The sequence below is a fragment of the Blastopirellula sp. J2-11 genome (assembly GCF_024584705.1).
GTDB lineage: Bacteria > Planctomycetota > Planctomycetia > Pirellulales > Pirellulaceae > Blastopirellula.
Map to the genome: position 1 here is coordinate 5606611 of NZ_CP097384.1, position 22167 is coordinate 5628777.

At 56.2% G+C, this 22167-nt stretch carries 20 protein-coding genes; 4 read left to right on the forward strand and 16 right to left on the reverse strand.

Annotated features, from left to right (window positions below):
* Window positions 1-101: 101 nt before the first annotated feature.
* Window positions 102-458, reverse strand: a complete 357-nt coding sequence (gene rplT / locus M4951_RS22270; RefSeq protein WP_002655568.1) for a 50S ribosomal protein L20 — start codon at window positions 456-458, stop codon at window positions 102-104.
* 115 nt (window positions 459-573) lie between these two features.
* Window positions 574-777: a 50S ribosomal protein L35 gene (gene rpmI / locus M4951_RS22275; RefSeq protein ID WP_262023807.1), complete on the reverse strand. Its 204-nt coding sequence runs from the start codon at window positions 775-777 to the stop codon at window positions 574-576.
* Between the two features lie 425 nt (window positions 778-1202).
* Here rpmI and rsfS point away from each other — a divergent pair, with 425 nt between their 5' ends.
* Window positions 1203-1664: a ribosome silencing factor gene (gene rsfS / locus M4951_RS22280; protein ID WP_262023808.1), complete on the forward strand. Its 462-nt coding sequence runs from the start codon at window positions 1203-1205 to the stop codon at window positions 1662-1664.
* Here the strand turns inward: rsfS and M4951_RS22285 are convergent.
* Window positions 1661-2938, reverse strand: a complete 1278-nt coding sequence (locus M4951_RS22285) for a hypothetical protein (RefSeq protein ID WP_262023809.1) — start codon at window positions 2936-2938, stop codon at window positions 1661-1663. The two genes, rsfS and M4951_RS22285, sit on opposite strands and share 4 nt — an antisense overlap.
* A 374-nt stretch (window positions 2939-3312) precedes the next feature.
* Here M4951_RS22285 and M4951_RS22290 point away from each other — a divergent pair, with 374 nt between their 5' ends.
* Complete coding sequence (locus M4951_RS22290) at window positions 3313-4179, forward strand: DUF1559 domain-containing protein (RefSeq protein ID WP_410050412.1); 867 nt, start codon at window positions 3313-3315, stop codon at window positions 4177-4179.
* Between the two features lie 68 nt (window positions 4180-4247).
* Complete coding sequence (locus tag M4951_RS22295) at window positions 4248-4685, forward strand: hypothetical protein (RefSeq protein ID WP_262023811.1); 438 nt, start codon at window positions 4248-4250, stop codon at window positions 4683-4685.
* Between the two features lie 41 nt (window positions 4686-4726).
* Here the strand turns inward: M4951_RS22295 and M4951_RS22300 are convergent, their stop codons facing one another.
* The 3 genes from M4951_RS22300 to M4951_RS22310 all read right to left on the reverse strand — a co-directional run bounded on the left by M4951_RS22300 (window position 4727) and on the right by M4951_RS22310 (window position 8051).
* Window positions 4727-6034, reverse strand: coding sequence for an MFS transporter (locus M4951_RS22300; protein ID WP_262023812.1), 1308 nt, complete (start codon window positions 6032-6034; stop codon window positions 4727-4729).
* Between the two features lie 417 nt (window positions 6035-6451).
* Window positions 6452-7036: a DUF4198 domain-containing protein gene (locus tag M4951_RS22305; protein WP_262023813.1), complete on the reverse strand. Its 585-nt coding sequence runs from the start codon at window positions 7034-7036 to the stop codon at window positions 6452-6454.
* A gap of 76 nt (window positions 7037-7112) precedes the next feature.
* Complete coding sequence (locus M4951_RS22310; protein ID WP_262023814.1) at window positions 7113-8051, reverse strand: DUF1559 domain-containing protein; 939 nt, start codon at window positions 8049-8051, stop codon at window positions 7113-7115.
* Window positions 8052-8329: 278 nt separating this feature from the next.
* Here M4951_RS22310 and M4951_RS22315 point away from each other — a divergent pair, with 278 nt between their 5' ends.
* A complete protein-coding gene (locus tag M4951_RS22315; protein ID WP_262023815.1) occupies window positions 8330-8830 on the forward strand; it encodes a DinB family protein in 501 nt (166 codons plus the stop codon).
* Window positions 8831-9418: 588 nt separating this feature from the next.
* Here the strand turns inward: M4951_RS22315 and M4951_RS22320 are convergent.
* The 10 genes from M4951_RS22320 to M4951_RS22365 all read right to left on the reverse strand — a co-directional run bounded on the left by M4951_RS22320 (window position 9419) and on the right by M4951_RS22365 (window position 21807).
* Window positions 9419-10048, reverse strand: a complete 630-nt coding sequence (locus tag M4951_RS22320; RefSeq protein WP_262023816.1) for a DJ-1/PfpI family protein — start codon at window positions 10046-10048, stop codon at window positions 9419-9421.
* Window positions 10049-10050: 2 nt separating this feature from the next.
* Window positions 10051-11013 carry a sugar phosphate isomerase/epimerase family protein gene (locus M4951_RS22325; protein WP_262023817.1) on the reverse strand — a complete coding sequence of 321 codons (963 nt, stop codon included), beginning with the start codon at window positions 11011-11013 and terminating at the stop codon, window positions 10051-10053.
* Window positions 11010-12440: a sulfatase-like hydrolase/transferase gene (locus tag M4951_RS22330; protein WP_262023818.1), complete on the reverse strand. Its 1431-nt coding sequence runs from the start codon at window positions 12438-12440 to the stop codon at window positions 11010-11012. Before M4951_RS22330 ends, M4951_RS22325 begins: the two co-directional genes overlap by 4 nt.
* A 4-nt stretch (window positions 12441-12444) precedes the next feature.
* Window positions 12445-13740: a Gfo/Idh/MocA family protein gene (locus M4951_RS22335; RefSeq protein WP_262023819.1), complete on the reverse strand. Its 1296-nt coding sequence runs from the start codon at window positions 13738-13740 to the stop codon at window positions 12445-12447.
* Window positions 13741-13783: 43 nt separating this feature from the next.
* Window positions 13784-14209: a hypothetical protein gene (locus tag M4951_RS22340; protein WP_262023820.1), complete on the reverse strand. Its 426-nt coding sequence runs from the start codon at window positions 14207-14209 to the stop codon at window positions 13784-13786.
* Window positions 14210-14275: 66 nt separating this feature from the next.
* Window positions 14276-15217: a DUF1559 domain-containing protein gene (locus M4951_RS22345; RefSeq protein WP_262023821.1), complete on the reverse strand. Its 942-nt coding sequence runs from the start codon at window positions 15215-15217 to the stop codon at window positions 14276-14278.
* Window positions 15218-15370: 153 nt separating this feature from the next.
* Window positions 15371-16537: a xylose operon transcription regulator XylR gene (locus M4951_RS22350; RefSeq protein ID WP_262023822.1), complete on the reverse strand. Its 1167-nt coding sequence runs from the start codon at window positions 16535-16537 to the stop codon at window positions 15371-15373.
* A gap of 93 nt (window positions 16538-16630) precedes the next feature.
* Window positions 16631-18733, reverse strand: coding sequence for an ATP-binding protein (locus M4951_RS22355; RefSeq protein WP_262023823.1), 2103 nt, complete (start codon window positions 18731-18733; stop codon window positions 16631-16633).
* A 303-nt stretch (window positions 18734-19036) separates the two neighbouring features.
* Window positions 19037-20308, reverse strand: coding sequence for an acetylxylan esterase (locus M4951_RS22360; RefSeq protein WP_262023824.1), 1272 nt, complete (start codon window positions 20306-20308; stop codon window positions 19037-19039).
* A 155-nt stretch (window positions 20309-20463) separates the two neighbouring features.
* Complete coding sequence (locus M4951_RS22365) at window positions 20464-21807, reverse strand: PhoH family protein (RefSeq protein WP_262023825.1); 1344 nt, start codon at window positions 21805-21807, stop codon at window positions 20464-20466.
* Between the last annotated feature and the right edge of the window lie 360 nt (window positions 21808-22167).

The following is a 22167-nucleotide window of genomic DNA, read 5'->3' on the forward strand; positions in this document are numbered from 1 at the left end:
GGCACTTCCTAGAAAGTAAAAAAGCCGCCGAGAAGTCCCGGCGGCTCATGTTGTTTCGGCATCGATTGCACGTGACGTGCGCCTTATGCAGTCAAGGCGCCTTAGGCGGCCAGGGCGGTTTTCACCAACTCGGTCACTTCGTCAAAGGCGCGTGGATCATGGATGGCCATTTCCGACAGCGTCTTGCGATCAAGCTCAAGACCCGCTTTGCGCAGTCCATAAATGAACTGGCTGTAGCGGATGCCGCGCTGACGTGCGGCGGCGTTCAAACGCACGATCCACAGCTTGCGGAATTCGCGTTTGCGCACCTTACGGTCACGATAGGCGTAAACGCCGGCGCGAATCAAGGTTTCTTTCACCGTTCGCAGCAACTTGCCGCGACCGCCGCGGAAACCGCGGGCTTTTTTAAACAGTCGCTTCTTCGACTTGTGCCGTGCGGCGCCGTAAGTCGTTCTCATCTTGTCACCTCGTTTCGTCCACTAGGCCCTTCGCCGATGTTTGGAGAAGCGTTTTTGCCCGTGCACTGGGAATAAATCAAGCTCGAATCCACAATTCCGACGAGGATATCGCTACCTAGTAGCTGTATCCACAAAGCGCTTTGGTCAGCATCACTTCGTCCACTTCCGCCAGCACGCGGGTGCCGCGCAGGTTGCGCGTCCGCTTCGAGCTCAAGCGAGTGGCCAAGTGGCTCGTACCGCACTGGCGGTGCTTTACATGTCCGTTGGCGGTCAGTCGGAACCGTTTCTTCGTTCCCTTGTGCGTCTTCATCTTTGGCATCTTTAGACCCACTTTCTCTATGGAAGGTTTGGAAACGGTCGAAAACCCAAGATTGTACGCCCTTATTAGCGACTTCGTAAGGGGGATGTGAAAAAATCGAGAGCGACCAGCAGCGACGAGGGAAACGCCACAAGCTGTTTTATAGTAATACCTTACTGATTTTCCGCCGAACCTGGCTGGTTGGCAATTTTCGCAGATCGGCCGCTAGAAAGTGAACCTGTCAGCGGCAGACTGCGCCTTTCCCTGACGGTTCGCGTCTAGCCGCCCCGAAGATCGCCAGTAGAATGCATTGCTAGGAAACGCCGTTTTCTAGGGCTTGCGTTTCGCAGGCACACTTCTCGTCGCTGGCTTCGGCCCTGCTTTCGTGAACCAAGCGGCGATTCCATCCGCAGATTTTTCAGCTTTCGACCCCACAGAGGAATTACGTGTCGGAGACGACTTCCCCCCACAAACGGCCCGATGCGCAGACGACCGCCAGCAGTCTTGAGCTGGCGCACGCTGCGGCCCAAGTTTCTGAAGACAATCGCGCCAAGAATATCGTCGTCCTCGACATGCGCAAGCTGACGTCCGCGTTCGATTATTTTGTGATCGTCACCGGCGCCAGCCGCCGGCAGTTGCATGCGATCAGCGACGAAATCGACAACAAGTTTGAAAAAGAACTGGGCGACACGCGTCTTGGCCGTGAAGGCTACGACGACTCGCGCTGGATTCTGCTTGACTACGGCGACGTCGTGATTCACATCTTTGATGACGTAACGCGCGATTACTTTTCGCTCGAAGAGTTGTGGGCTGAAGCGCCGCGACTGGATCTGAGCCAAGTGTTGCACGACCACGCCGCCAACGAAACGTCGAAAACCGCGCCGCTCTCGTCGGACGATCAATTCTAACGCGACTCAAGCGCTGCTTTGCCGTTTGAGAACAACTGCTTGATCGTCTCTTCTTGCGAATAGCCGACCGGACATGCAGTGCTGCGCGTATTCGCGCGATAGTTACCGCCTGTTTCGTTGGGACAGGTGATCATCCGATTGACCGGCAACTGCAAATGCCCGTTGGGATCATGTTCGCGAATCCAGCGATGCGCGTAGACGAGCCAATCGTTGCGATACTGTTCGTCTTGCTGCGCGAACCAGGAGATTTCGTCCCAGCCCCAGACGAAGATCGACTTGGTGTCGGCGACGTTCGCCTTGCGACTGCGTCCGTAGTTATCCAATTCGACCAGGTAAGGGAGACTGTCGCACTTCCAACCGCTGGGAGAAATGCAGCCGCGACTGCGGCCGAAGATCGCGTCGAGATAGCCAACCTCCAATTCCCCTTCATGCGGCTTCTCGACAATCTCTTTGATCCGCAGCGGAAACGAGTTGAAGTCAAGCAGGCTCTTGCCGTCGACGATCATGCCCCCCTTCGGTACGTGCGCATCCAATAACACCCAATGCCGTCGTCCCTTCTTCGCGGCGTGATTTCGAATTCGCGAAATCAAATGGGACCAATGCGTGAAATCAGGATCATTCATGCCGATCAAGCCGACTTGCCCTAGATGGAGCGCCTCGCAGCCCAAGTCGATGTAGGCGCCTGCGAGATAGTAGAACCACATTTGCGACTCCAGCCGACTGATGTCCGGCACGCTGCTTCGCCCCCAATGGCGAACCAATTTTCCCTGTTCGTTGAGCATCGCGTCGTACGAAAAGTTGCGATCTTCGACCGGCAGTTGAAACTCGGCGAAGACCCACGCGGGGATCTTTACCTGGTTCACTTCGGGACTGATCGTCTCGAACAAACAGCCTTGAAAGATCACCTGATCGTCGCTCGCGTGGACCCGGTCGAGGATCTCTTTGGCGCCGCTCCAAAAACGAGGATCGCTAAGTCGACTTTCGCCGTTCCAACGATAGATGGCGCGGCCAATGAACTTTGGACGGATGTTCTGGATCAGTCGCAGGTCATCTTCGCGATAGGAGTACTCGCGTGAACCTTCGACGTTCCCGGTGACCAGAAAATAGGCCATCGTCACGCTGCGATCGAGGTAGTTCTCAAGCACGGCGCGCGAGATCGGGCCGTCGAAATCGAAGTTGGGCTTTGGTTTGCTGGTTGGCTCGGCGGCGGCAAGCGAATGCGCGGCCGCACAACACAAGACGCAAGTCAGCAGCAGGCGAAACGTAGGCGGCATCAGGCAATCTTTCGTCAGCTAAAATGGAAAAAGTTGGCGGCCTGGGAACTGGCCCAATGTGAGTGGCCGATTCTGCATTGGTAAGTTGATCGGAGCCGAGATTGATTTTAGGCCCCAACCAACCCGAAAACAGCGCCTTGTCTTGGCCAGAGTCCTCGGGCGAAGTGGGAATTTAGCACTTACGGCCAATTCTCCTCACGAGCCAATCGATGCCTTAAGGCCGCTGGCGGCAAGAAAAAAGAGTTAATTGACAGTTAGACGCCGTTACACTAGCCTGGAGTGATTATTGTCCCCCCCATTGGCTTTACGGTGAGACCATGAATCGAGCAGAATCGAATCGCAAATCTTCGGAATTACGAGTAGGCTTTACGCTCGTGGAACTGCTCGTTGTGATTGCTATCATCGGTGTTTTAATTGCGTTGTTGTTGCCAGCGGTTCAACAAGCCCGTGAAGCGGCCCGTCGCTCGCAGTGCAGCAACAATCTGAAGCAGTTGGGGCTCGCGCTGCACAACTATCACGACACCTTCAAAAGTTTTCCCCCGGGCGCAATCACAACCTCAGCCAAGCGAACGCCGTTTGTTCGCTTCATGCTTGATTTCATCGAGCAGGGCCCTCGCAGCGATTTATACGACGACAAGCTCGCGTGGCATGCCCAGCCCTCCGCGAACCACGCGGCGTTGTTTGCGAACATTTCGACCTGGCAATGTCCCAGCGACGAGTCGCGCCAGTCAGCGGAAGGTTACGCAGACCATAAAGGAAGTTATGGCGTCAATTGGAGCCAGGGCGGCTATTCCAACAATCGTGGTTTAGAAACCCCGTTTTATGTGAATGAAGTCAATAACTTCGCCAGCATGACCGACGGCAGCTCGAACACCTTAATGATGTTGGAAATGCTTCAGGCCCCCGAATTCACGTCAGGCGCAGGCGCGGTAACTTCGGATCAGCGTGGTCGTCTCTGGAACGAAACGTCGATGACCTATCAGATCAGCACGGCGATCGGCCCTAACTCTTCGGCCTATGATCTGGGGAACAATTGCAAACATCAGCCGGAAGTGAAAATGCCGTGCAGCACCGGCGCTTCTCGAGAAGACTCTTACGTCGGCTCGCGCAGTCGACATCCCGGCGGCGTACAAACCTTGTTTGGCGACGGCTCTGTTCGATTTCTGCCCGACACGATCAATCTAAGCACCTACCAAGCGGCCAGTACGCAATCAGGCGGCGAAGTGGTGGACCTTCCGTAGAAGTTGCAGCCGACAAGTGAGACAATGGCGGCTGCGCGTCGATCAAGCATTGAGTTAGGCAGGAACATATGACGCAATTTCTCTACCAAAATCGCCAAGTCATCCGCTGGAGTTCGCTGGCGACGATCGTACTTGCGCTGGTCGGCTGCGGGCGTGAGGGCGTTCCGCGCGTCGAAGTCTCCGGCGCGGTATCGCTGGATGGCCAGCCGCTCAAAGAAGGGATGATCCTGTTTTCTCCTACCGGTGAAGGACCATCGGCCAGCGGAGATATTCGGGAGGGGAGTTACGAAATCGAACGTGACGCCGGTCCCAGCCCAGGCAACTATCGCGTTGAAATTCGCGCCTATCGCGATACCGGCCGCAAGAGGAAAGACGCTGCGACCGGTTTGATGGAGGATGTCATCGTAGGAATCATCCCGCCGAAATATAACAATCAAAGCACGCTTGCCGTCGAAATCCAGCCGGACGGACCAAACGAGCACAACTTTGAATTGCAGGCGAAATAGCAAGCGCCTGCCGCTAAACGCTTGTCTTGGTCGTTCGCCGGTTAGCTTGTCACAGTCGCCGGCGAATCGACGGCAATGCGGATCGCGTCTTGCTCGACAAGCTTCTCTTCCGCCGCCGCGTCATCTTTCCGATCCATTCGCCAACCCAGTGCGATCAAACCAATCGCCAGCATCACCACGCCGGCGCTGATCAACGGCGTCGCTCCTAGTCCCAGCGGCGAAGCGACTACCTGACCGCCGATCACGGCGCCCAACGCGATTCCCAGATTGAAGGCCGATTGGTTCAGCCCCGCGGCGACATCGACGGCGCCTGGCTTCCAACGACGCGCCTGATTGACGACTAACATTTGCAGCCCGGCGCCGGGGCTGAACATGAACAGACCAAAGAAGATGACCGCGACGATCATCCCAATTTTAAACGGCGCGGCCCACCAAAGCCCAAGCATCCCGACCACCACCAAAGCGAACAGACCGGCCAGCGCCGGGTAAATACTTCGATCAGCCGCTTTGCCGCCGATGAGATTGCCGATCGTGATACAGACGCCAAGGACTCCCAGGATCAACGTAACGGCGACCGCCTGGAAGCCGGAAATCTCTTCGAGAATCGCGGTCAAGTAAGTGAACGTCGCGAACGTACCGGCGTAGCCGAGCGCTGTCATGCTCAGGGCAAGCAAGACGCGCGGTTGTTTCAAAACCATCGCCTGACCGGCGAGCGTCAAGCGTTTGGTCGGCGCCGGCAACTTCGGCAGATAGCGCGCTTGCGCGAGCATCGCGAACAGCCCCAGGAAGGCCGTGCCGGCAAACGCGACGCGCCAGCCCAAGGTTTGCCCCAGCAGCGACCCCAGCGGAACGATCGTCGCCATCGCGACCGACAATCCGGCGAAGATCACGCCGATCGCATGCGCCTCTTTCCCCTTGGGAACCAGCGATGTTGCGACGGTTGTCGCCGCGGCCAGAAAGACGCCGTGCGAGATCGCCGTAAAAAATCGGACGCCCAGCAAAAAGCCATAATTGGGCGCCAACGCGCACAGCAGATTCGTCACAAAGAAGAGCCCCATCAAGCTGATCAGCATCCCTTTGCGCGGCAAGCCGGAGAACATCGCCGACAAGATCGGCGTCAGCAGCGTGACTCCCAACGCATAGCCGGAGACCAACAGGCCGGCGGCCGGAAGCGACACTTCCAGATCCTCACCGATCGTTGGCAACAGCGCGACCGGCAAAAACTCGGTCGTGCCGATCGCGAAGGCGCCCATGCAAAGCGCCAACAGCGCGGCGCCAGAGTTGCGCGGCATGTCGCCAGCGGGCCCAATCGTCGATTCAAAGGCAGCAGCAGCGGACGCATCGATCATACGACCAGAGTCCTAGGGTAAGAGGGCGATTCGCAGGCATAAAATCGGCAAACAACAGGGTGGGTGAGTCTCCTTTGATTCTCACGATCGATATCCGAGTCGACAAGTTGAGTTTTGGTGTTTGGGTGCGAATTGCGCCAATCCTCACAAGTTTTTGCAAAATAAGGGGGCTTATTTTTCTTGCCATTGCTCGATAGAAAGAACCCTCGCAAGCGCGAAGGTTAATATCGATTCCCCCTGGAGCATCTTTTGAGGTCGGATTTCGCCTTGCGACAAATACGACGGGGAGAAGCGACTTTTTTAGGCCAAGCAGTCGCGGAGGCAAGAGTAAGATTAGCCCGCTCGCCGAAGTCAGACATCATTGCCGCGGAGCAGAGGTGTCCGCAACAAGCAAACGGCGTTGCGCAAGAGTGCGCACTAACGCCGTGATTGGAGATCAAAATCGGCTTGGTTGTCGCCGCTCGCTTTGACGGTAAATTCCAACTCGGTCTGAGAGTTATACTTGGCTGGCAGCAATTCTTTGGTCGCCACCACTCGCACAACGTCGCTGAGATAGTTGTCCACCATTTCCTGTGTGATCTCTGCGTTAGGATTACCGCCTTCGGCCTCCTGTTCTTGCAGGTGCTTCCTTGCTTTCGATTTTTGAGTCTCGGTGTACGTGGGCAACTTGGTTGTCACAATTCGCACGCGGTGCCGACCGATGACTGCTCCATCTTGATCGGCGATGGGACAATGAAGCGAATATTGCCCTGACGCATCGGTGCGACCATACGAGGGTCTGCCGCTAGTATTGCCCTCCGCGTCGCCGATGGGCTCAAAAATCAGCTTGGCGTCTTCGAGTGGTTGGCCATCTAGCAGCACAGTGCCAGAGACAGGCAAATACGGATTGCTTCCACAGCCGATCAGAGCGATGAGACAACAACTGCTCGCCGCCAATTGCAGCAAGGCGGTAAAGTGGGGCTTTGCACGATTGACTGCGACGGCGTTCTGCAAGGGATTCATGGGGCTCTCGAAGGAATGCCTGGGGCTTAAAACGCTTGGTAACGCGGGTCCGAAGTTACTTCTCTATTGGCCATAACTAGGGAAGTACTTCGTTACCGGAGGCCGTCGCATGACCGCCTAAGATGGCTTGGTCGATCGTCACAGAAGTGAAGCTAACGCTGCCATCGGCACGTGCAAATTGGACTCCGCCGGTATGCAGCGATCCCAGATATCGCTTGCAAGCATTCAAGTGGACGCCTTGGTCGTTGGCGACCGTAGCGCAATCGGAATAATCAGTAATCCCAAAAGTTGGAGCGGGATAACCGACCGTGATCGAAGCGAGTGCATACGAAGTGTAGGTCTGTGCCCAAAAGGCGCCCCGATCCGGCGTGCCTGTCGCGTGCGCTTCGCCAACCAGTAAAGTATTGCTTGTACCATCGGTGATATCGGCGAATCGCGTCGGTCGTTCACCTTCTTCCAGCGCGGTGAGGATCCCCTTATCTTCCCGGTTTGTCGAGGGGAACAGGATGACGTCATCGAAATACCCGGAGCCATTAGAGCGGCCAGAGATGCCGCGATACGAACTGCTGGCAAATTTTCGCCCGCAACAATTAGCCGTCGCCGTTCCCAACAATTGGCCTGCATTGGGATCACTCGGACAGTTGTAGGTTGCGATCACGCTCTCGCGAACAACGGTATTGACCGAAGAAACAGCGTCATAGGACGAGTCGTACTGATCGAACAAATTTTGTTGTTCGATGAACCCGAGGATTCCAATCGACCAGCCCATATAACCACGATCCAACGAGAGGCCCGCAGCGCCATATTGATAAGTGCCGATCGGAAAAGAGAGATGCACATCGTGGTAGCCATGCATCGCCAACGCCATCTGCTTCAGATTGTTGGAACACTGCATTCGCCGTGCAGCTTCCCGCGCCTGTTGTACGGCAGGCAGCAAAAGTGCGATCAGAACCCCAATAATTGCGATGACTACAAGTAGTTCGACCAGGGTGAAAGCAAATCTTTTTTGGGGCATGTATCGAAGCCTGAAAATCAGTTTGTTATTAAAAAACCATCCTGAGGCTACCTATTGGCGGGGGCTGTGTCAACCAGTTTCGCAGGCGTAAGGGAATTGACTTCGCATCATAGGGTGATTATGCGGCGATATACTAAATTGATCCAATTGTCTCCTTAAAACGATGGCAATCGTACTGCCAGGATTACTGGATTTTTGTACACTGTCGATCGGCGTGGTATTGAAAGGCTGAACTTTCAGCTTGAAGCATGTCTGCACCTTAGAAATGGAGAATCAAAATGACGATTGCCGAGACGCTGTTGCCGGAATTTGATGAAGAGATGTCGCTGACCCGTAAGACGCTGGAAGCGATTCCGAATGACAAGCTCGACTGGAAGCCGCACAAAAAGTCGAACACGATCGGCTGGAACGCCAACCATCTGGCCGACATTCCGAACTGGATCGAGTTCATGCTCGATCACGATTCGCTCGACATCGCTCCGATCGACGGGCCGGCCTGGAAATCGCCTAGCCTGGATTCGATCGAGGAGATTCTCGCTCTGTTCGATAAGAACGTAGCGACCGCTCGCACGGTGTTGGCGAAAACGCCCGACGACGTCTTCGCGCAAGACTGGGCGTTTATGATGGGCGGTCAGGTCATGTTCACCATGACCAAAGGGGCGACGCTACGAAAATGGGCGCTTAGCCATATGATCCATCACCGCGCAACGGTCCGCGTTTATCTGCGGATGAATGATATTCCGGTGCCTGGCGTCTATGGACCTTCTGGCGACGAGTAGTTGGCTGCTTCCAGCAGGGAAAAACGCCAGCGCATCTCGCTGGCGTGGAGGGATGCTGGGCAATTCTTGGTGTCGCCTGCAGCGCGCGATTTGAAGGCGCTATTTGCCGAGGGTTGGCGGTCGGTTTCGCCTACGAAGACCGCCGTCGATGGTCAAAAATTGTCCGTTGACGAAACGCACGGATTCGTGGTCGATTGCCGTACGGCGAGCTGGCATTCGGCGCTGCTAACGAAGGTTTCCGCCCTGCGGGGACGAGCATCTGTCGGCAGTTCCGCAGAGGCTCCGATGCTCTTTGACAATTCGCGTTTTTCCATGCGCTGGCGGATCCGGTCCAACCTTGTCCGATCCGGTCCAACCTTGTCCGATCCGGTCCAACCTTGTCCGATCCGATCCAACCTTGTCCGATCCGATCCAACCTTGTCCGATCCGATCCAACCTTGTCCGATCCGATCCAACCTTGTCCGATCCGATCCAACCTTGTCCGATCCGGTCCAACCTTGTCCGATCCGATCCAACCTGATGTCGTTTGGCGAAATCTCACTTTCAGCACCTGCGCCGCAACACCCCTCCATAGCGGGTCTTTGACGATTAAGAATGGACCCCGTTGGTGACCAATCGTGCCGCTCCGCTGGCTTCGGTCGATTTGTTGTTGCGGTGTGCGTCGCGAGCTTCGTCCAACTGTTTCATGAAGGCGCCAAAGTAGCGTCCGTTGTCATGAAACGTGCGGCCGCTGACGATGTTGCCGTCCACAACGCAAGGCTCATCGACAAAGACGCCGCCGCGAACTTCGAGATCGAACTTGCACTTGGGGACGGTCGCCATGCGGCGGCCCCGTACGCAATCGGCGTAGGCCAAAATCTCGACCCCATGACAAACCGACGCGACCGGTTTGCCTGACTCGACAAAGTAACGCGTGGCGTTGATTAAGTGTTCGTCGTAACGAATGTATTCTGGCGCGCGGCCGCCGCTCAGCATGATGCCGGCGTAATCTTCCGGCACGATATCGGCGAAAGCGATCTCGGCCTTCAGCGTGTAGCCTTCCCATTCTTTGGTGATGGTCCAGCCAGGCTTCACTTCGTGCATTACCATCTGATACAGACGCTGTTCCGGCGCGGCGACAACCGGATGGTAGCCTCCCTCTTGCAGACGATAGTAGGGATAGAGCGTGTCGAGCGTTTCCGACGCGTCACCGATGATAATCAATACTTTGTTTGACACGTTTATTTCCCTTTCGCCAACTGGGCGACAAATTGATCTAAATAGTTGCGACCCCGAGCAATCTCGGCGGTCGTTTCCGAAACAGTAGGCAAGATCGGCACGCCGCGCGGAACGGGATGCATAAAGACTTCGGTCCAGCCTTGGTAGCGTATCGCTGCGAGCGCGGCGACCAATGGTTGAAAATCGAGCGGACCGCGACCCGGCATTTGCAACAGTTGCCGCTCGGTCGGCAGCGGATCATGCGCGCCGTCGCCATGCTGCCAAGCGTAGAACATCTGCATCCCTTCGGCCAACTCATGAATGAGTTGCGTGAGGAGCTTTTCCTCTTGCGGCAAGTGGTAAGGAGCAAATGCGATCGCCAAATGCTTCGACGGCCGCAGCTCCAGCAGCCAACGGAGCGAATCGGGTGATTCGATCAAGTTGTTGGCGTGGTTCTCGATCGCGATCGTGACGCCGGTTTCTTCGGCGACTTCTAGTTGCGGTTTCATCTTTTCGACGAAATCAGCGACCGCTTTCTTGAGCTCGGCGCCTTTCAGCCCTTTGGGACCAGCGCCTCCGGTCACCATCAGCTGGCAGCCAAATCGCTGGGCCAAACGCATCTCGTCCTGCAGACCAAACGGGCCAAGCTTGTACTGCGTAATGCAGCCCAACTGGACGTCGTTTCGCTTGAGAAGTTCGGCGAATTTTTCTTCGCCTAAAGCGTCGATCTGCTCGCGTTGATCGCCATGCACTTTGGGCCACACGTCAATCTGCGTAGCGCCAATCTTTTTGGCTTCCGGCAAAATCTCGGCGAGCTTGGCGTAACCGTACATGCTGGAGGGAAGCATGTAGTTGAGTTGAAATTCGTCGTTTACCGGCTTGGCTTGCACCGCCGGCGAAAGCCAGGCGGCACTAGCGCCGATAGCAGCTGCGGTTGCACAAAAGCGTCGTCGCGACAGCCGTTGTACGTGTATAGGATGCGTCATGGCGATTCCTGTGCTGTAAACGTAACGCGCGAGTCGTCTTCCGCGGACCACCAAGCGTCGAGTTTCTTTCGAAGTTGCGTAACAAGGGGGTGATATTGCTGGTCTTGGACCAGATTCGTCATTTCCTGCGGATCGCTTTGCAAATCAAACAGCGACAATTCGATTTGTCGCTCGCGATCGGCAGGCACGATCAATTTGAAGTCGCCGTCGCGAATCCAGCGTGCGCGAACATGCTGAGAAGGTTGATCCAGCGATTGGGCGTCGTTTGGATAGATCGCGCCAAACGCGCTGCGCGGCGGCGGATCGGCCATCCCGGTAATCGCCGGCCAGAGATTCGCGCCCGGCATCCGCGGCGTAATTTCATCGGCTAGTCCCAACGCCGCCAGGATGGTTGGCGCTAGATCGACCGTTTGCACCAATTGCGAATAGCGTTGCGGCTTCGACTGGCCAGGAAGACGGAACAACAGCGGCGTCCGCAATCCATCTTCAAAGGGAGAAAGTTTAGAACGATCATCTTGGCGTGCCGAACTCGCGCTGACCGGGCGATACCCGTTGTCCGATGCGAATACGACCAGCGTCTCGTCGCTCAGTCCTTCCTTTTCCAGGAATTGCAACAACTGGCCGACCGTCTCGTCGAAGCGCGTGATCTCGGCGTAGTATTTCCGCAGCCGCGACGGCAATTCGCGTTCTGCATACATCGCCTGAAAACGTGCTGGCGCATCAAACGGCGCATGCGGCAAAAACGGTGCGTACCAGACCAGGAAGGGGCGATCGCGCTGTTGACGGATGAAGTCATAAATCGGCGCCATCGTTTCGCGCCCGATCGTCAAGCCGGCGTCGCCGTTGCCATGGGCGACCCATTGTCCGTTGGATTGCTGACGCGTTCCAGAGATCGCGTCTCGCCGTGCGCTTGGTTTACCCAGCGTCATGCCATGCGTGAAGCCGGCATTGCGATAATCCCCTTCCCAATGTTTGCCGGTTTGCAGGCAAGCATAACCATGGCGGGCCAAAATACGCGGCAAGGTAGGAACCCGCATGAGCAGGCGATCGGTTGTCGCGCGGGTTTGCTCGTATTGAGCGGCGGTCATCCCCTGCATCGCTTTCAAGCCGGGCGGAGGATGATTGAAATGAACGCCATGTTGATGCGGATAGAGCCCGGTCAGCGCCGTCGCCAACGAAGGACGACAGACGCTCATCGGCACGTAGCCGTTGACAAAGCAAGCCGACTGGGCGGCCAGTTGATCCAAATGCGGAGTCAGCACGTCCCTGTTTCCCAGGAAGCCGAAATCCTGATACGACTGGTCGTCGGCCAGGATCACGACCACATTGGTCCGGCGCGGCTCTTGAGCGCACAAGGGAGCGACCGCCAGCGCACAGAGCAGCGCGACGCACCGCATCCTCCATTTGAATCGTTGGCGATCGCACATCCGACTAACCTACTTCATAGCCGGCGCGTTGCTCGCGGCTCAGATGTTGGTTCGCTTCGTCGTCGCCGACAAACGTTTCGCTCTTCGGATCCCAAGTCAGCTTGCGGCCCAACTTCATCGAAATGTTCCCCAAGTGGCAAGTGCTGACGCTGCGGTGCTGACCTTCGATGTCGGAGATCGGCGTCTTGCGAGCGGCGACGCAGTCAAAGAAGTTGCCCATGTGATTGATGATCGCGTCGAGTTTGCCGGCGCGCTCGGGACGCTCTCGATTGTCAAAGTCGTACAGCACGAAGTCTTCCCGCGGCAGCGGCTTTTCGGTCGGCGCGCCATCCAGCGAGCCGCGATTGACGAACATGCGTCCTTTGTCGCCAGTGAACATGATGCCGTTCCGGCCGTTATCCGCGACCGTCAGTTCGACGCCGTTTTCCAGCTTGTAGCGAACGTGATAGTCGACTGCGACGTTGTAGCCGTCGGCCACATTCGGCATTTTGGCGGTCCCTTCGATTTCAACCGGCAGAGCGCCAGCGCCCCATTGGCCGATGTCGATATGGTGCGCTCCCCAGTCGGTCATCTGACCGCCGCTATATTCGTACCACCAGCGGAACGTATAGTGCGAACGCTCCGGAATATAGGGGACGTCCGGCGTTTGCCCTTGCCACATGTCCCAGTTGAGATTCTTCGGGACCGGTTGCTTGGCGAAGGGTCCGCCGGTCTTGTTCTTACCGAGGACGATATCCACGCGTTGCAGATTACCGACCCATCCTTGGCGGACCATTTCGACGGCGGTGCGAAAGCGGCTATCGCTCCGTTGCCATGATCCGACTTGGACGACGCGGCCCGTTTCGCGGACGACGTCACGAATCTTCTTGCCTTCGTCAATCGTCAACGTCAACGGCTTTTCGCAATAGACGTCTTTGCCGGCGCGACACGCGTCGATCACCATTTTCGAGTGCCAGTGATCCGGCGTGCCGATCATCACTACGTCGACATCATCGCGCGAGAGCAGATCACGATAGTCTTCCAGCAGAGCCGATTTGCCGCCAAAGTCGGCGTTCGCTTTTTCGAGGATATCACGATCGACGTCGGCCAACGCGACGATATCGCCGTGGGCGGCGGACTTTTCGGTGATGACCGAACCTTGATACCGCAGCCCAATAGCGCCAATACCGATGCGCGAATTGGCGTCACGCGGCTTTTCGTCAGCCGAGGCCGAGGAGAGACCGCCAAAGACGAGCGCAGAAGATGCGGCGGCGGACACTTGCGTGATCCAGTCACGACGATGGATGTGGGGGGAAGTCATATTTACTCCAAAAATGGTGGGTAAAGGTGCGGGGAACGTGTCTCTAACGACGGCCAGCGTTGGTAGGAACGATGATATCTCGGGGGCGGTCGTCGTCGGCGACTTCGATCAAAGTGACATATTCGTCAAACAGCGGATGGCCTAAAAATTCAACTCCCGGCGCATCGGCCGGATCAATTTCAGAAGGTTTGGGCGGAGCGCCGTCATAGCCGGCAATTCGTACGTTGTACTGGCCTGGCGCGGGCCCGGCGTCGGCGGGCAACTGATAGCCGCCGTTTTCAATTTTCGCGCTCACCACGGCGACATGCATGGTGGAACTGCTTGGCTCAAACGAGATTCGCCCTTTAGGAATCGGTTGACCGTCGTAGGTGACCAATCCTTTCACGGCGACGCCTGGGGAGGAAGGACCGCAACCTGTCAGCATGATCCCCGCCAACAAGGCGAGTGATGGGAAAACTTTACATCGCATGATGAGGTTCTCTACAGGGAGACGAATGATCGGAAGGAGGCAGCTGATAACTCGACGACAATGCGATTAGGGAAACGCGACCGGTTGTCCATCTTGGCGATTGCCGAGCAGTCGAAAAACGTCGACATTCAACGTTTCGGCGAGAAAACGAACCGAGCCATCGGCCAAAGCGACCTGAGCGCCTCCAGGATGACCGCTAAACAGCGTGCGATGCATATAGGCAAGATTCGAAGAGCAGCATTTCGTGTTGATGGAATCCACCGCGGAAAGCAAGATGCCGCCGCTGCCAAAACTGTCGCTGCCGCGCGGACCAGACGACCAACTGTAGGCAGGCGAGACTTCCCAATTTTCGCCGAGCAGCAAAGTATTCGAAGAACCGTCGGAAATGGCTCCAAAAGAAAGTTTTCCATTAACGATGAGCACGCCGTTCGTATAGATCAGCCGTTCGTCACTGATGTATTTACATTTGGCGTCGGCGACGACTCCGCCCCCCATGACGCCGGCGTAACTTGTCGAGAAGTCGACCGTCGAACTATCCGGATTCGAGGGGCACTGGAACGCTTTATTTTGCGTGGTGGACATCGCCAGATTGTTCGGATCGATGGGCCAACCGCGTGACGAAAGTTGGCAAGTCGTACAGCCGATGAGATGGTTGAAGCTGCCGCCCAAATTAAAGAGATCGTGCGAGTTCGATTGTTCAAGAAACGGCAAAATCAACACCGACCAAGGCGCGCGAGCCGTTCCATACGTGTTGCTGCCGGAAATGCAGGTCTCCGGCATCGAGCTGATCTGCACGGCGCCGCAGGGAAAGACAAGATGCGTATCGTGGTAGTTGTGGACCGCTAGCGCCATCTGCTTCATTTTGTTGCTGCAATCCATTCGCCGGGCCGCTTCGCGGGCTTGTTGCACTGCCGGCAACAGCAACGCGATCAAGACCCCAATAATGGCGATGACGACTAATAGTTCGACCAGTGTGAACGCGCGATGGGAAAGATAATTACGTTGCATGAGATGGCCTATGGGGAGAAGAGAATAGGTGCATCAAGCAGAATTTATCCTGCTACTCAATGATTATTCCCTAATCCTCTTACAGCCGGCTCCGCACAACAATCCGCAAATGCGTAGAATCCCTCCGTTATCTTGTCAACGCTGGTGGAGATCTTACGCTTTCCGCCGTTCTCGGCGGTATTGGCCCGGTGGAGTACCGAAGAGATCGCGAAATGTTTCGGCCAGATGCTGCGTGCGGCGAAAGCCGCATTTCTCGGCGATGGCCGCCAGAGTGAGGTCGGTATGCGTCAGCATTTCTTCGGCGCGCTTCAGTTTCAGGCGGAGCAGTTCCTGGTTGGGAGAGCGTCCCAGCAACTTGCGTAGCCCGCGTTCGAGCGAACTGCGCGAGATTGCGACGGCGCGCAACACGTCCGAGACCGATATTCCATCACAGGCATGTTCGCGCATGAACAGGAGCGCCGCGGCGAGTTCCGGTTCGTCCACCGCGACAACGTCCGACGAAAGTCGGGTCACCACGCCAAGCGGTTCGATCAGGATTGGTTTCTTGGGTGGTTTGCCTCCGCGCATGAGATGCTCCAGAAGTTCGGCGGCGCGATAGCCGATCGCAACGCCGTTCAGCTCGATGCTCGACAGCGGAGTACTGGCCATGTTGCAGAGCGACGCGTCATTCTCGACGCCGACGACGGCGACTTCTTCCGGTACGATCGCTCCGCACCGCCGACACGCATCCAAAAGCCAAAAGCCAAGCTGATCGGTGCAGGCCATCACGCCGACCGGCTTCGGAAGTTGGTCGACCCAGTCGGCCAGTTCCTGCTGTGCTTGCTCCCATTCGGTCGGTTGCTCACGACGATTGCGGGGATGGTAGCGAAACGCTTCATAGCCGTTGTCGGCGACGGTCTGAACAAAGTTTTCGCAGCGCTGCTGAAAATACTCTTCGGCGCCTAGCTGATAGACCGCAAAGTGCCGAAACCCACGGCTGAGAAAGTGCTCGGCGACCGATTTTCCCAGTGAACGATTGTCGACGCCGACAAACGGAAAGGAGTGCTGCAGACGCGTCGAACGCAATTCGACCGTCGGCAACTTGGCGCGACTGACCGCGTCGGCCATCGCTTGCGACCCGCTACGGGTCAGAATACCGTTTCCTTTCCATGCCGGCAGCCAGGGAGGGGGCGGCGACTCCAAAGAGCGGGATTCGACCAACAGTGACCAGGGGCCATGTTCGGCGACGTACTTGCGGACTCCATGCAGCAACTCGCGTCCATAGGTACGCGACGTTTCAATCAACAACGCGACATGCGGAGAGGAAGCCCGGGACGGCATAAAACTTGGGGGAGAGGATCGCAGGAGGACAAGTTCGTCCTTGATTCTAGTTTCGCGCGGCGCGAATTGAAATCGGGAAGCGAAACGTCATCGCTACGATTGCTGAGCATGCTCGCGGGCCGCATGAAAGTGGCTCTCGATTTGCGAGATCAGGTGAACCCGCTGGATCGGCTTGGAAGCGAAATCATCACAACCCGCTTCCAGGCACTTGGCGCGCTCTCCTTCCATCGCATGCGCGGTAAGCGCCACAATTCGACCAGTATATCCGGCGGCCCGCAGTCGAGCGGTCGCTTCGTATCCATCGACCACCGGCATCTGGATATCGGTCAGGATCACGTGAAATGGTTCTTTCTCTCGCAGCGCATCCAGCGCGGCGTCGATCGCCAGTTGGCCGTTTTCGACCATGGTCACGGCGGCGCCAGCTTTTTCGAGAAAGTAGCGAATCAGCCGTTGATTGTCGGGACCATCTTCGGCGACCAAAATGCGACAGCCCTGCAAACAATTGGGGGCGTTTGCGTTCGCCACCGAGAGGATGCGGCCGTTCGACTCATCGCAAGCGTCTTGGGGCCCGACCATGGCAGGACTCTCCAAAACTCCGACGCCAACGCGAAATCGGAAAGTGCTGCCTGTTTCCGGCGTCGACTGCACGAGCGAAACTTCGCCGCCGAGCAAACCGGCTAAACGAAGACTAATCGCCAGCCCCAACCCGCTTCCCCCGAATCGACGCGACATCGACGAGTCGGCTTGTGAGAAGGGTTGAAATAGAAGCTGTTGATGCTCAAGCGTCATGCCGATCCCGGTATCGATCACGTCAAACTCTAACATCGGCCTTTCAGGCGAGTCGATAAATCGAACCGCGAGCGTGACGCTTCCTTCTTCCGTAAACTTGATCGCATTGCCGATCAGATTCATCAAGATCTGCCGCATGCGCGTCGGATCGGAAATGATCTCTTGAGGAGTTTCACTTTCGTAGCGCAGTTTCAACTCGACCTGACTCTGCTCTGCGCGTACCTGCATCAACGAGAGCACTTCTTTGATAATCGCAGCGGGACGACATTTGACTTGCTCGACAGAGAGTTTGCCTGCTTCGATTTTCGATACGTCCAGGATGTCATTGATCAGACCGAGCAGGTGCATTCCGTTTCTTTGGATGGTGCGGATCACATCGACGCGACTCTTCGGCGCCTTTTGGATATCGCCATCTTCTAGCAGCACGTCGGCGAAACCGAGTACTGCAGTCATCGGCGTCCGGATTTCGTGGCTCATGTTCGCGAGGAATTCGCTTTTCGCCAGATTGCTCGCTTCAGCGCGGCGACGCGATTCTTCCAGTTCGTGATTCTTGACTTCCAATTCCGCGGCGTACTCTTGGACGCGACTGCGCTGTTCGACCAATTCGTCCAGCGTATCCCATAAACGTTCTTCGGTCGCTAGCCGCGAACGTTCGTTCTTCATTGCGACAATCAACTGAGCTACCGTGGTCAGCAGCGGGCGAAGCTCGTTGATCAACGCTTCGTCATATCCGCGCGATCGATTGGCGACGCCGATCATGCCCACAACCGATTCACCGCTAATCAGCGGTAAACCCAAAAACGAAGTAAGCGGGGGATGCCCCGGCGGAAGCTCTCCCAAGCGCGAATCGGTCGCCGGCGAATTGGAGGTGACGATTTCACAACGATGGATCGCCGCAACGAATAGATTGTGCAGAGAACCAGAATCGAAATCCTTTTTCATTTGCGATTCCTGCAACAGACGCGTCTCAGCATTCCAGGCGATGTTGGCGATACTGTCGACCCGCAAGTGCGATAGGCCTGCTTCGGTCAGCACCACTTCTCCGACAAAGCCGAACTTGCTCTCGGTGAAGTCCAAGACGAACTGGAGCAGCTGCTCGGAGAGTTGAAGCGGATTATCACCAGAGATATAGGACTTTTGCAGTTGCGTGACGAAGGTCAGCAACTCCGATTTTCGCTGGCTCTGGCGTTTCGCGGAATTTACCGCTTCGGTCGTCTTGCGCAGCGCAATGATATGCTCTTGCCGGCGTTTGCGATCACGTCGTTGTCGTCGCTGCAAGACCGCCAAACGCAACGGGGAAGCGATCGACCAGCGACCGCGGTAGGCGATTGCAAGAAATAGCGAGAGCGCTGCGACTAGCGCAACGAACAGCAATATTAAATGGAGCGAATTGATGAAGAACGACATGTTGCGCAACCCTATTGTGCCGCAGCGCAAGATCGAAGTGATCCGTCGCCGGCAATTCGGTGCAAACGTGCTCGAGCTTTAAGGCCGTCGAGAAAATGAGTGCGTTGAAGCATAGATTGCGGAATTGCGCGAATACGCAATCTCACGCAATCCAGTCGATTCGCTCGCGCTAGCCACGCGGCTTATAACGACATTAACGACTCGACGCTTGCTGGAAGCCGAGCTGGCGGCTCTGACGATACGAAAAAAGCCGCCCAGAGACTTCTCTAGGCGGCTTTGGCGATCGGTTGGCGGGGCCCTAGCCTATTTGCTCGTGAGCTGCTTGTCGGCGAAGTCGAGATAGGCTTCCCAGTCACTTAACGTAACGTCGTGTTTGCCGGGACGGATCCGGTAGCCGATGCGGCTGTTGACCAGCTGATCTAGCGGCGGCATTTCTTCGACCGCCAGGCCGTCAGTTCCCAGCAAGCGATAGACCGGGTCGGCGTAAAGCCCCGACAGAAACTCACCATGGGGATCGGCCCAACGATCTTCTTCGGCACTGCAGATCAAAACGGGACGTGGTGCGATGAGTGCGATTAGTTCGTGCTGATCGACCGGACAAGCGTCTTCGTTGTCGCCGTACTTCACAAAGTTGTCGCAAAACCAATGCGGAAACGACTTGTTGATGCGGCGGACCGATTCTCCGAAGCGTCGGCGGCTGAGCGCTGCGCCTCCACAGCCGGAGTTGTTCGAGATCACCAACGCCAAACGTTCGTCGGTCGCGCCTGCCCAAAGCGAGGTTTTGCCGAGACGCGAATGCCCCATGACGATCATGCGGTCATGATCAATTGCGTCTTGTTGCTCCAGATAGTCGACAATCCGCGACAAACCAAACGCCCAAGCGGCGATGCTGCCCCACTCGTCAGCCGCAGGTTTCGTTTGCCCTTCGGCATAGAATGAGGGATGAACGCCGTTTTGGAACTGGTCGTTAAAGTCGGGATCGATATCGCCGTAGTAGGCAGTCGCCAAAGCGTAACCGCGATCAACGATGCGCTCGATCGGCCAACGCGCCTTCGCAGCGCCGCGCGATTTTTCGGTCGCGGTATGGTTTTTGATTCCATCAGCGTCGTTGGCTCGCATCCAAGACTCGGGCAACAAGACCTCTGGATCATCGCTGGTTGAATGATTTCCTTTGAAGTTGAGCGCCGCAACGACCGGAACCGGAGAACTGCTTTTGGGCAGGTAAAGCAGCAGGTCGACATACGGGCCATCTTCTTTGCCGGTCAAAAAGATCCGAACCTGGCGACGCGTCGCTTTGCCGCCAAACACGGCTCCTTCATTCAAGACGCGACTGCTGATTTTTCGCGGACTTGGCGCCTTGCCGTAGACCTCGGCCTCAAACATGGCGAGCAATTCGGGACGGCGAATTTTTCGCCACGCTTCGGCCGACGTGATTTTGGTTCCATCGGCGGCGACGAGCGGATCGGGGAGCGTAAACTTGGGGAGTTCGGCTTCGTCGTACAAAGCTTTGATCTCTTGGCCGCACAAAGGCATGGCGAACACCAGCGCAAAAAAGAGCGAAGACAGTTGTCGCATCGGTGAGTCTCTGGAAGCAAGGCGGGAAACAAAAAGAGCTGCATGGGAGCAAGAAGATGATCCCACGCAGCTTCAAGATAGTCGAACGTCGATCCCTAATCCACCTAACGTGGCCCAGAATCTCCCTGAAAAAGCCCCTTTACGGGGTGAGCCGTTTACAGCAATTCGCTCGCCAAATCGGCAAGATCCGAGCGTTCCCCTTTCTCAAGGCTGATATGCGCGTAAAGGGGTTGGCCGACCATGCGGTTGATCAAATAGGACAAGCCGTTGGAGAGCGAATCGAGGTAAGGATGATCAATCTGTTGAATGTCGCCGGTCAAGATGACCTTCGTTCCTTCTCCGGCACGCGTGATAATTGTCTTCACTTCGTGCGGAGTTAAGTTTTGCGCCTCGTCAACAATCATATACATCCGCTGCAAACTTCGACCGCGAATATAGGCCAACGGCGTGATGACCAGCTTCTCCATTTCGAGCATGCGGTTGATCTTTTGCGCTTGCTTATCGTTCTCGCCAAACTGATGTCGAATGACCGAGAGGTTGTCGAACAGCGGTTGCATGTAAGGATCAAGCTTGGCCGAAATATCGCCGGGTAAGTAACCAAGATCTTTGTTGGACAGCGGCACGACCGGACGCGCCAAAAGAATCTGTCGATAGTTGGAAGAACATTCGAGCGCCGACGCGAGCGCCAGCAAGGTTTTGCCGGTGCCTGCTTTGCCGGCCAACGTGACCAGTTTTATATCGTCATCGAGCAGCGCTTTGATCGCGAACAACTGTTCGGCGTTGCGCGGCTTGATCCCGTAGGGGGAGTATTTTTCGACGCGCTGCAAAAGTTGGTTGCCGGCGCTAAACGTCGCCAGCACCGATTTGGAACCGTTGCGGAGCACAAAATTTTCATTCGCTGTCGGATGTTGCACCTCCGGGAAATCGACGGCGTTGACGGCGCCGCCATTTTGGAAGAAACGATCGATCTGTTCCGTCGAGATGTTTTCGACGATGCGGCGCCCTGTGTAGAGCTTGTCGAAACTCTCAATCTTGTCGTTGATATAGTCCTGAGCTTGCAACCCAAGGCTTTTCGCCTTCATCCGCAGGTTGGTGTCTTTCGAGATCAAGATCACGCGTCGCTCAGGCGACGTGCGCTGCAAAAAGAGGCCGGTGTTAAGAATGCGGTTGTCGGGGGAATCCGAGATAAAGACGCGATTCAAGCGAGCGTCTTGGTCATGGCAAAAAACGACGCGCAACTTGCCGTGGTCATCGCCGAGCGATGCGCCCGTTTCTGAGAGAATGTCGCCCGTCAGTACGTCGATTTGGCGAAGGAACTCACGAGCTTGGAAATGAATATCTTCATTTCCTTTTTTGAACCGGTCCAGCTCTTCTAGGACCGTGATTGGAATGACAACGTCGTTGTCTTCAAAATTGCGGAAACTTTTGGCGTCGTGAAGAAGGACATTGGTGTCCAGCACAAACAGCTTGGGAAGCTGCTGGCCCACGTGATCAATCATGCGGTTTTGATCCTGAGCGAAACTAGATTGACAGATCTCAGACGGTCAAATTTCGGTTTCACCCGGATAATCGAAGGATCGCCATTTCGCCTCCCTTCATCGTCCGTAGACGACGCTACTTCCATGCGGGTTGCCTGTCAAAACCACAGGTCTAATCAGGCGGCTCGGTAAAGCGCCAGCAGAGTCGTAAGCGAACGACGGAAAGCCGTATCACTTGATGACTTCGGCTGCATGCCTCTGTTCTAAATCGATGCGGTCGCAATTGTCCATACGAACCGTGAAAATTCTTTGTATCTTTTTTAACCATGCTGGTCGTCGGAATCGTCGTATTCGGAACGCAATATTCCTGAATCTGCCGCT

What these genes read in the sequence shown, in the direction of transcription:
- rpmI (WP_262023807.1), bottom strand. Translation starts at nt 777, where the DNA reads ATGCCAAAGATGAAGACGCACAAGGGAACGAAGAAACGGTTCCGACTG.
- M4951_RS22300 (WP_262023812.1), bottom strand. Translation starts at nt 6,034, where the DNA reads ATGATCGATGCGTCCGCTGCTGCTGCCTTTGAATCGACGATTGGGCCC.
- M4951_RS22365 (WP_262023825.1), bottom strand. Translation starts at nt 21,807, where the DNA reads ATGATTGATCACGTGGGCCAGCAGCTTCCCAAGCTGTTTGTGCTGGAC.
- M4951_RS22350 (WP_262023822.1), bottom strand. Translation starts at nt 16,537, where the DNA reads ATGCCGTCCCGGGCTTCCTCTCCGCATGTCGCGTTGTTGATTGAAACG.
- M4951_RS22355 (WP_262023823.1), bottom strand. Translation starts at nt 18,733, where the DNA reads ATGTCGTTCTTCATCAATTCGCTCCATTTAATATTGCTGTTCGTTGCG.
- M4951_RS22325 (WP_262023817.1), bottom strand. Translation starts at nt 11,013, where the DNA reads ATGACGCATCCTATACACGTACAACGGCTGTCGCGACGACGCTTTTGT.
- M4951_RS22305 (WP_262023813.1), bottom strand. Translation starts at nt 7,036, where the DNA reads ATGAATCCCTTGCAGAACGCCGTCGCAGTCAATCGTGCAAAGCCCCAC.
- M4951_RS22335 (WP_262023819.1), bottom strand. Translation starts at nt 13,740, where the DNA reads ATGACTTCCCCCCACATCCATCGTCGTGACTGGATCACGCAAGTGTCC.
- M4951_RS22285 (WP_262023809.1), bottom strand. Translation starts at nt 2,938, where the DNA reads ATGCCGCCTACGTTTCGCCTGCTGCTGACTTGCGTCTTGTGTTGTGCG.
- rplT (WP_002655568.1), bottom strand. Translation starts at nt 458, where the DNA reads ATGAGAACGACTTACGGCGCCGCACGGCACAAGTCGAAGAAGCGACTG.
- M4951_RS22340 (WP_262023820.1), bottom strand. Translation starts at nt 14,209, where the DNA reads ATGCGATGTAAAGTTTTCCCATCACTCGCCTTGTTGGCGGGGATCATG.
- M4951_RS22360 (WP_262023824.1), bottom strand. Translation starts at nt 20,308, where the DNA reads ATGCGACAACTGTCTTCGCTCTTTTTTGCGCTGGTGTTCGCCATGCCT.
- M4951_RS22330 (WP_262023818.1), bottom strand. Translation starts at nt 12,440, where the DNA reads ATGTGCGATCGCCAACGATTCAAATGGAGGATGCGGTGCGTCGCGCTG.
- M4951_RS22315 (WP_262023815.1), top strand. Translation starts at nt 8,330, where the DNA reads ATGACGATTGCCGAGACGCTGTTGCCGGAATTTGATGAAGAGATGTCG.
- M4951_RS22310 (WP_262023814.1), bottom strand. Translation starts at nt 8,051, where the DNA reads ATGCCCCAAAAAAGATTTGCTTTCACCCTGGTCGAACTACTTGTAGTC.
- M4951_RS22345 (WP_262023821.1), bottom strand. Translation starts at nt 15,217, where the DNA reads ATGCAACGTAATTATCTTTCCCATCGCGCGTTCACACTGGTCGAACTA.
- M4951_RS22295 (WP_262023811.1), top strand. Translation starts at nt 4,248, where the DNA reads ATGACGCAATTTCTCTACCAAAATCGCCAAGTCATCCGCTGGAGTTCG.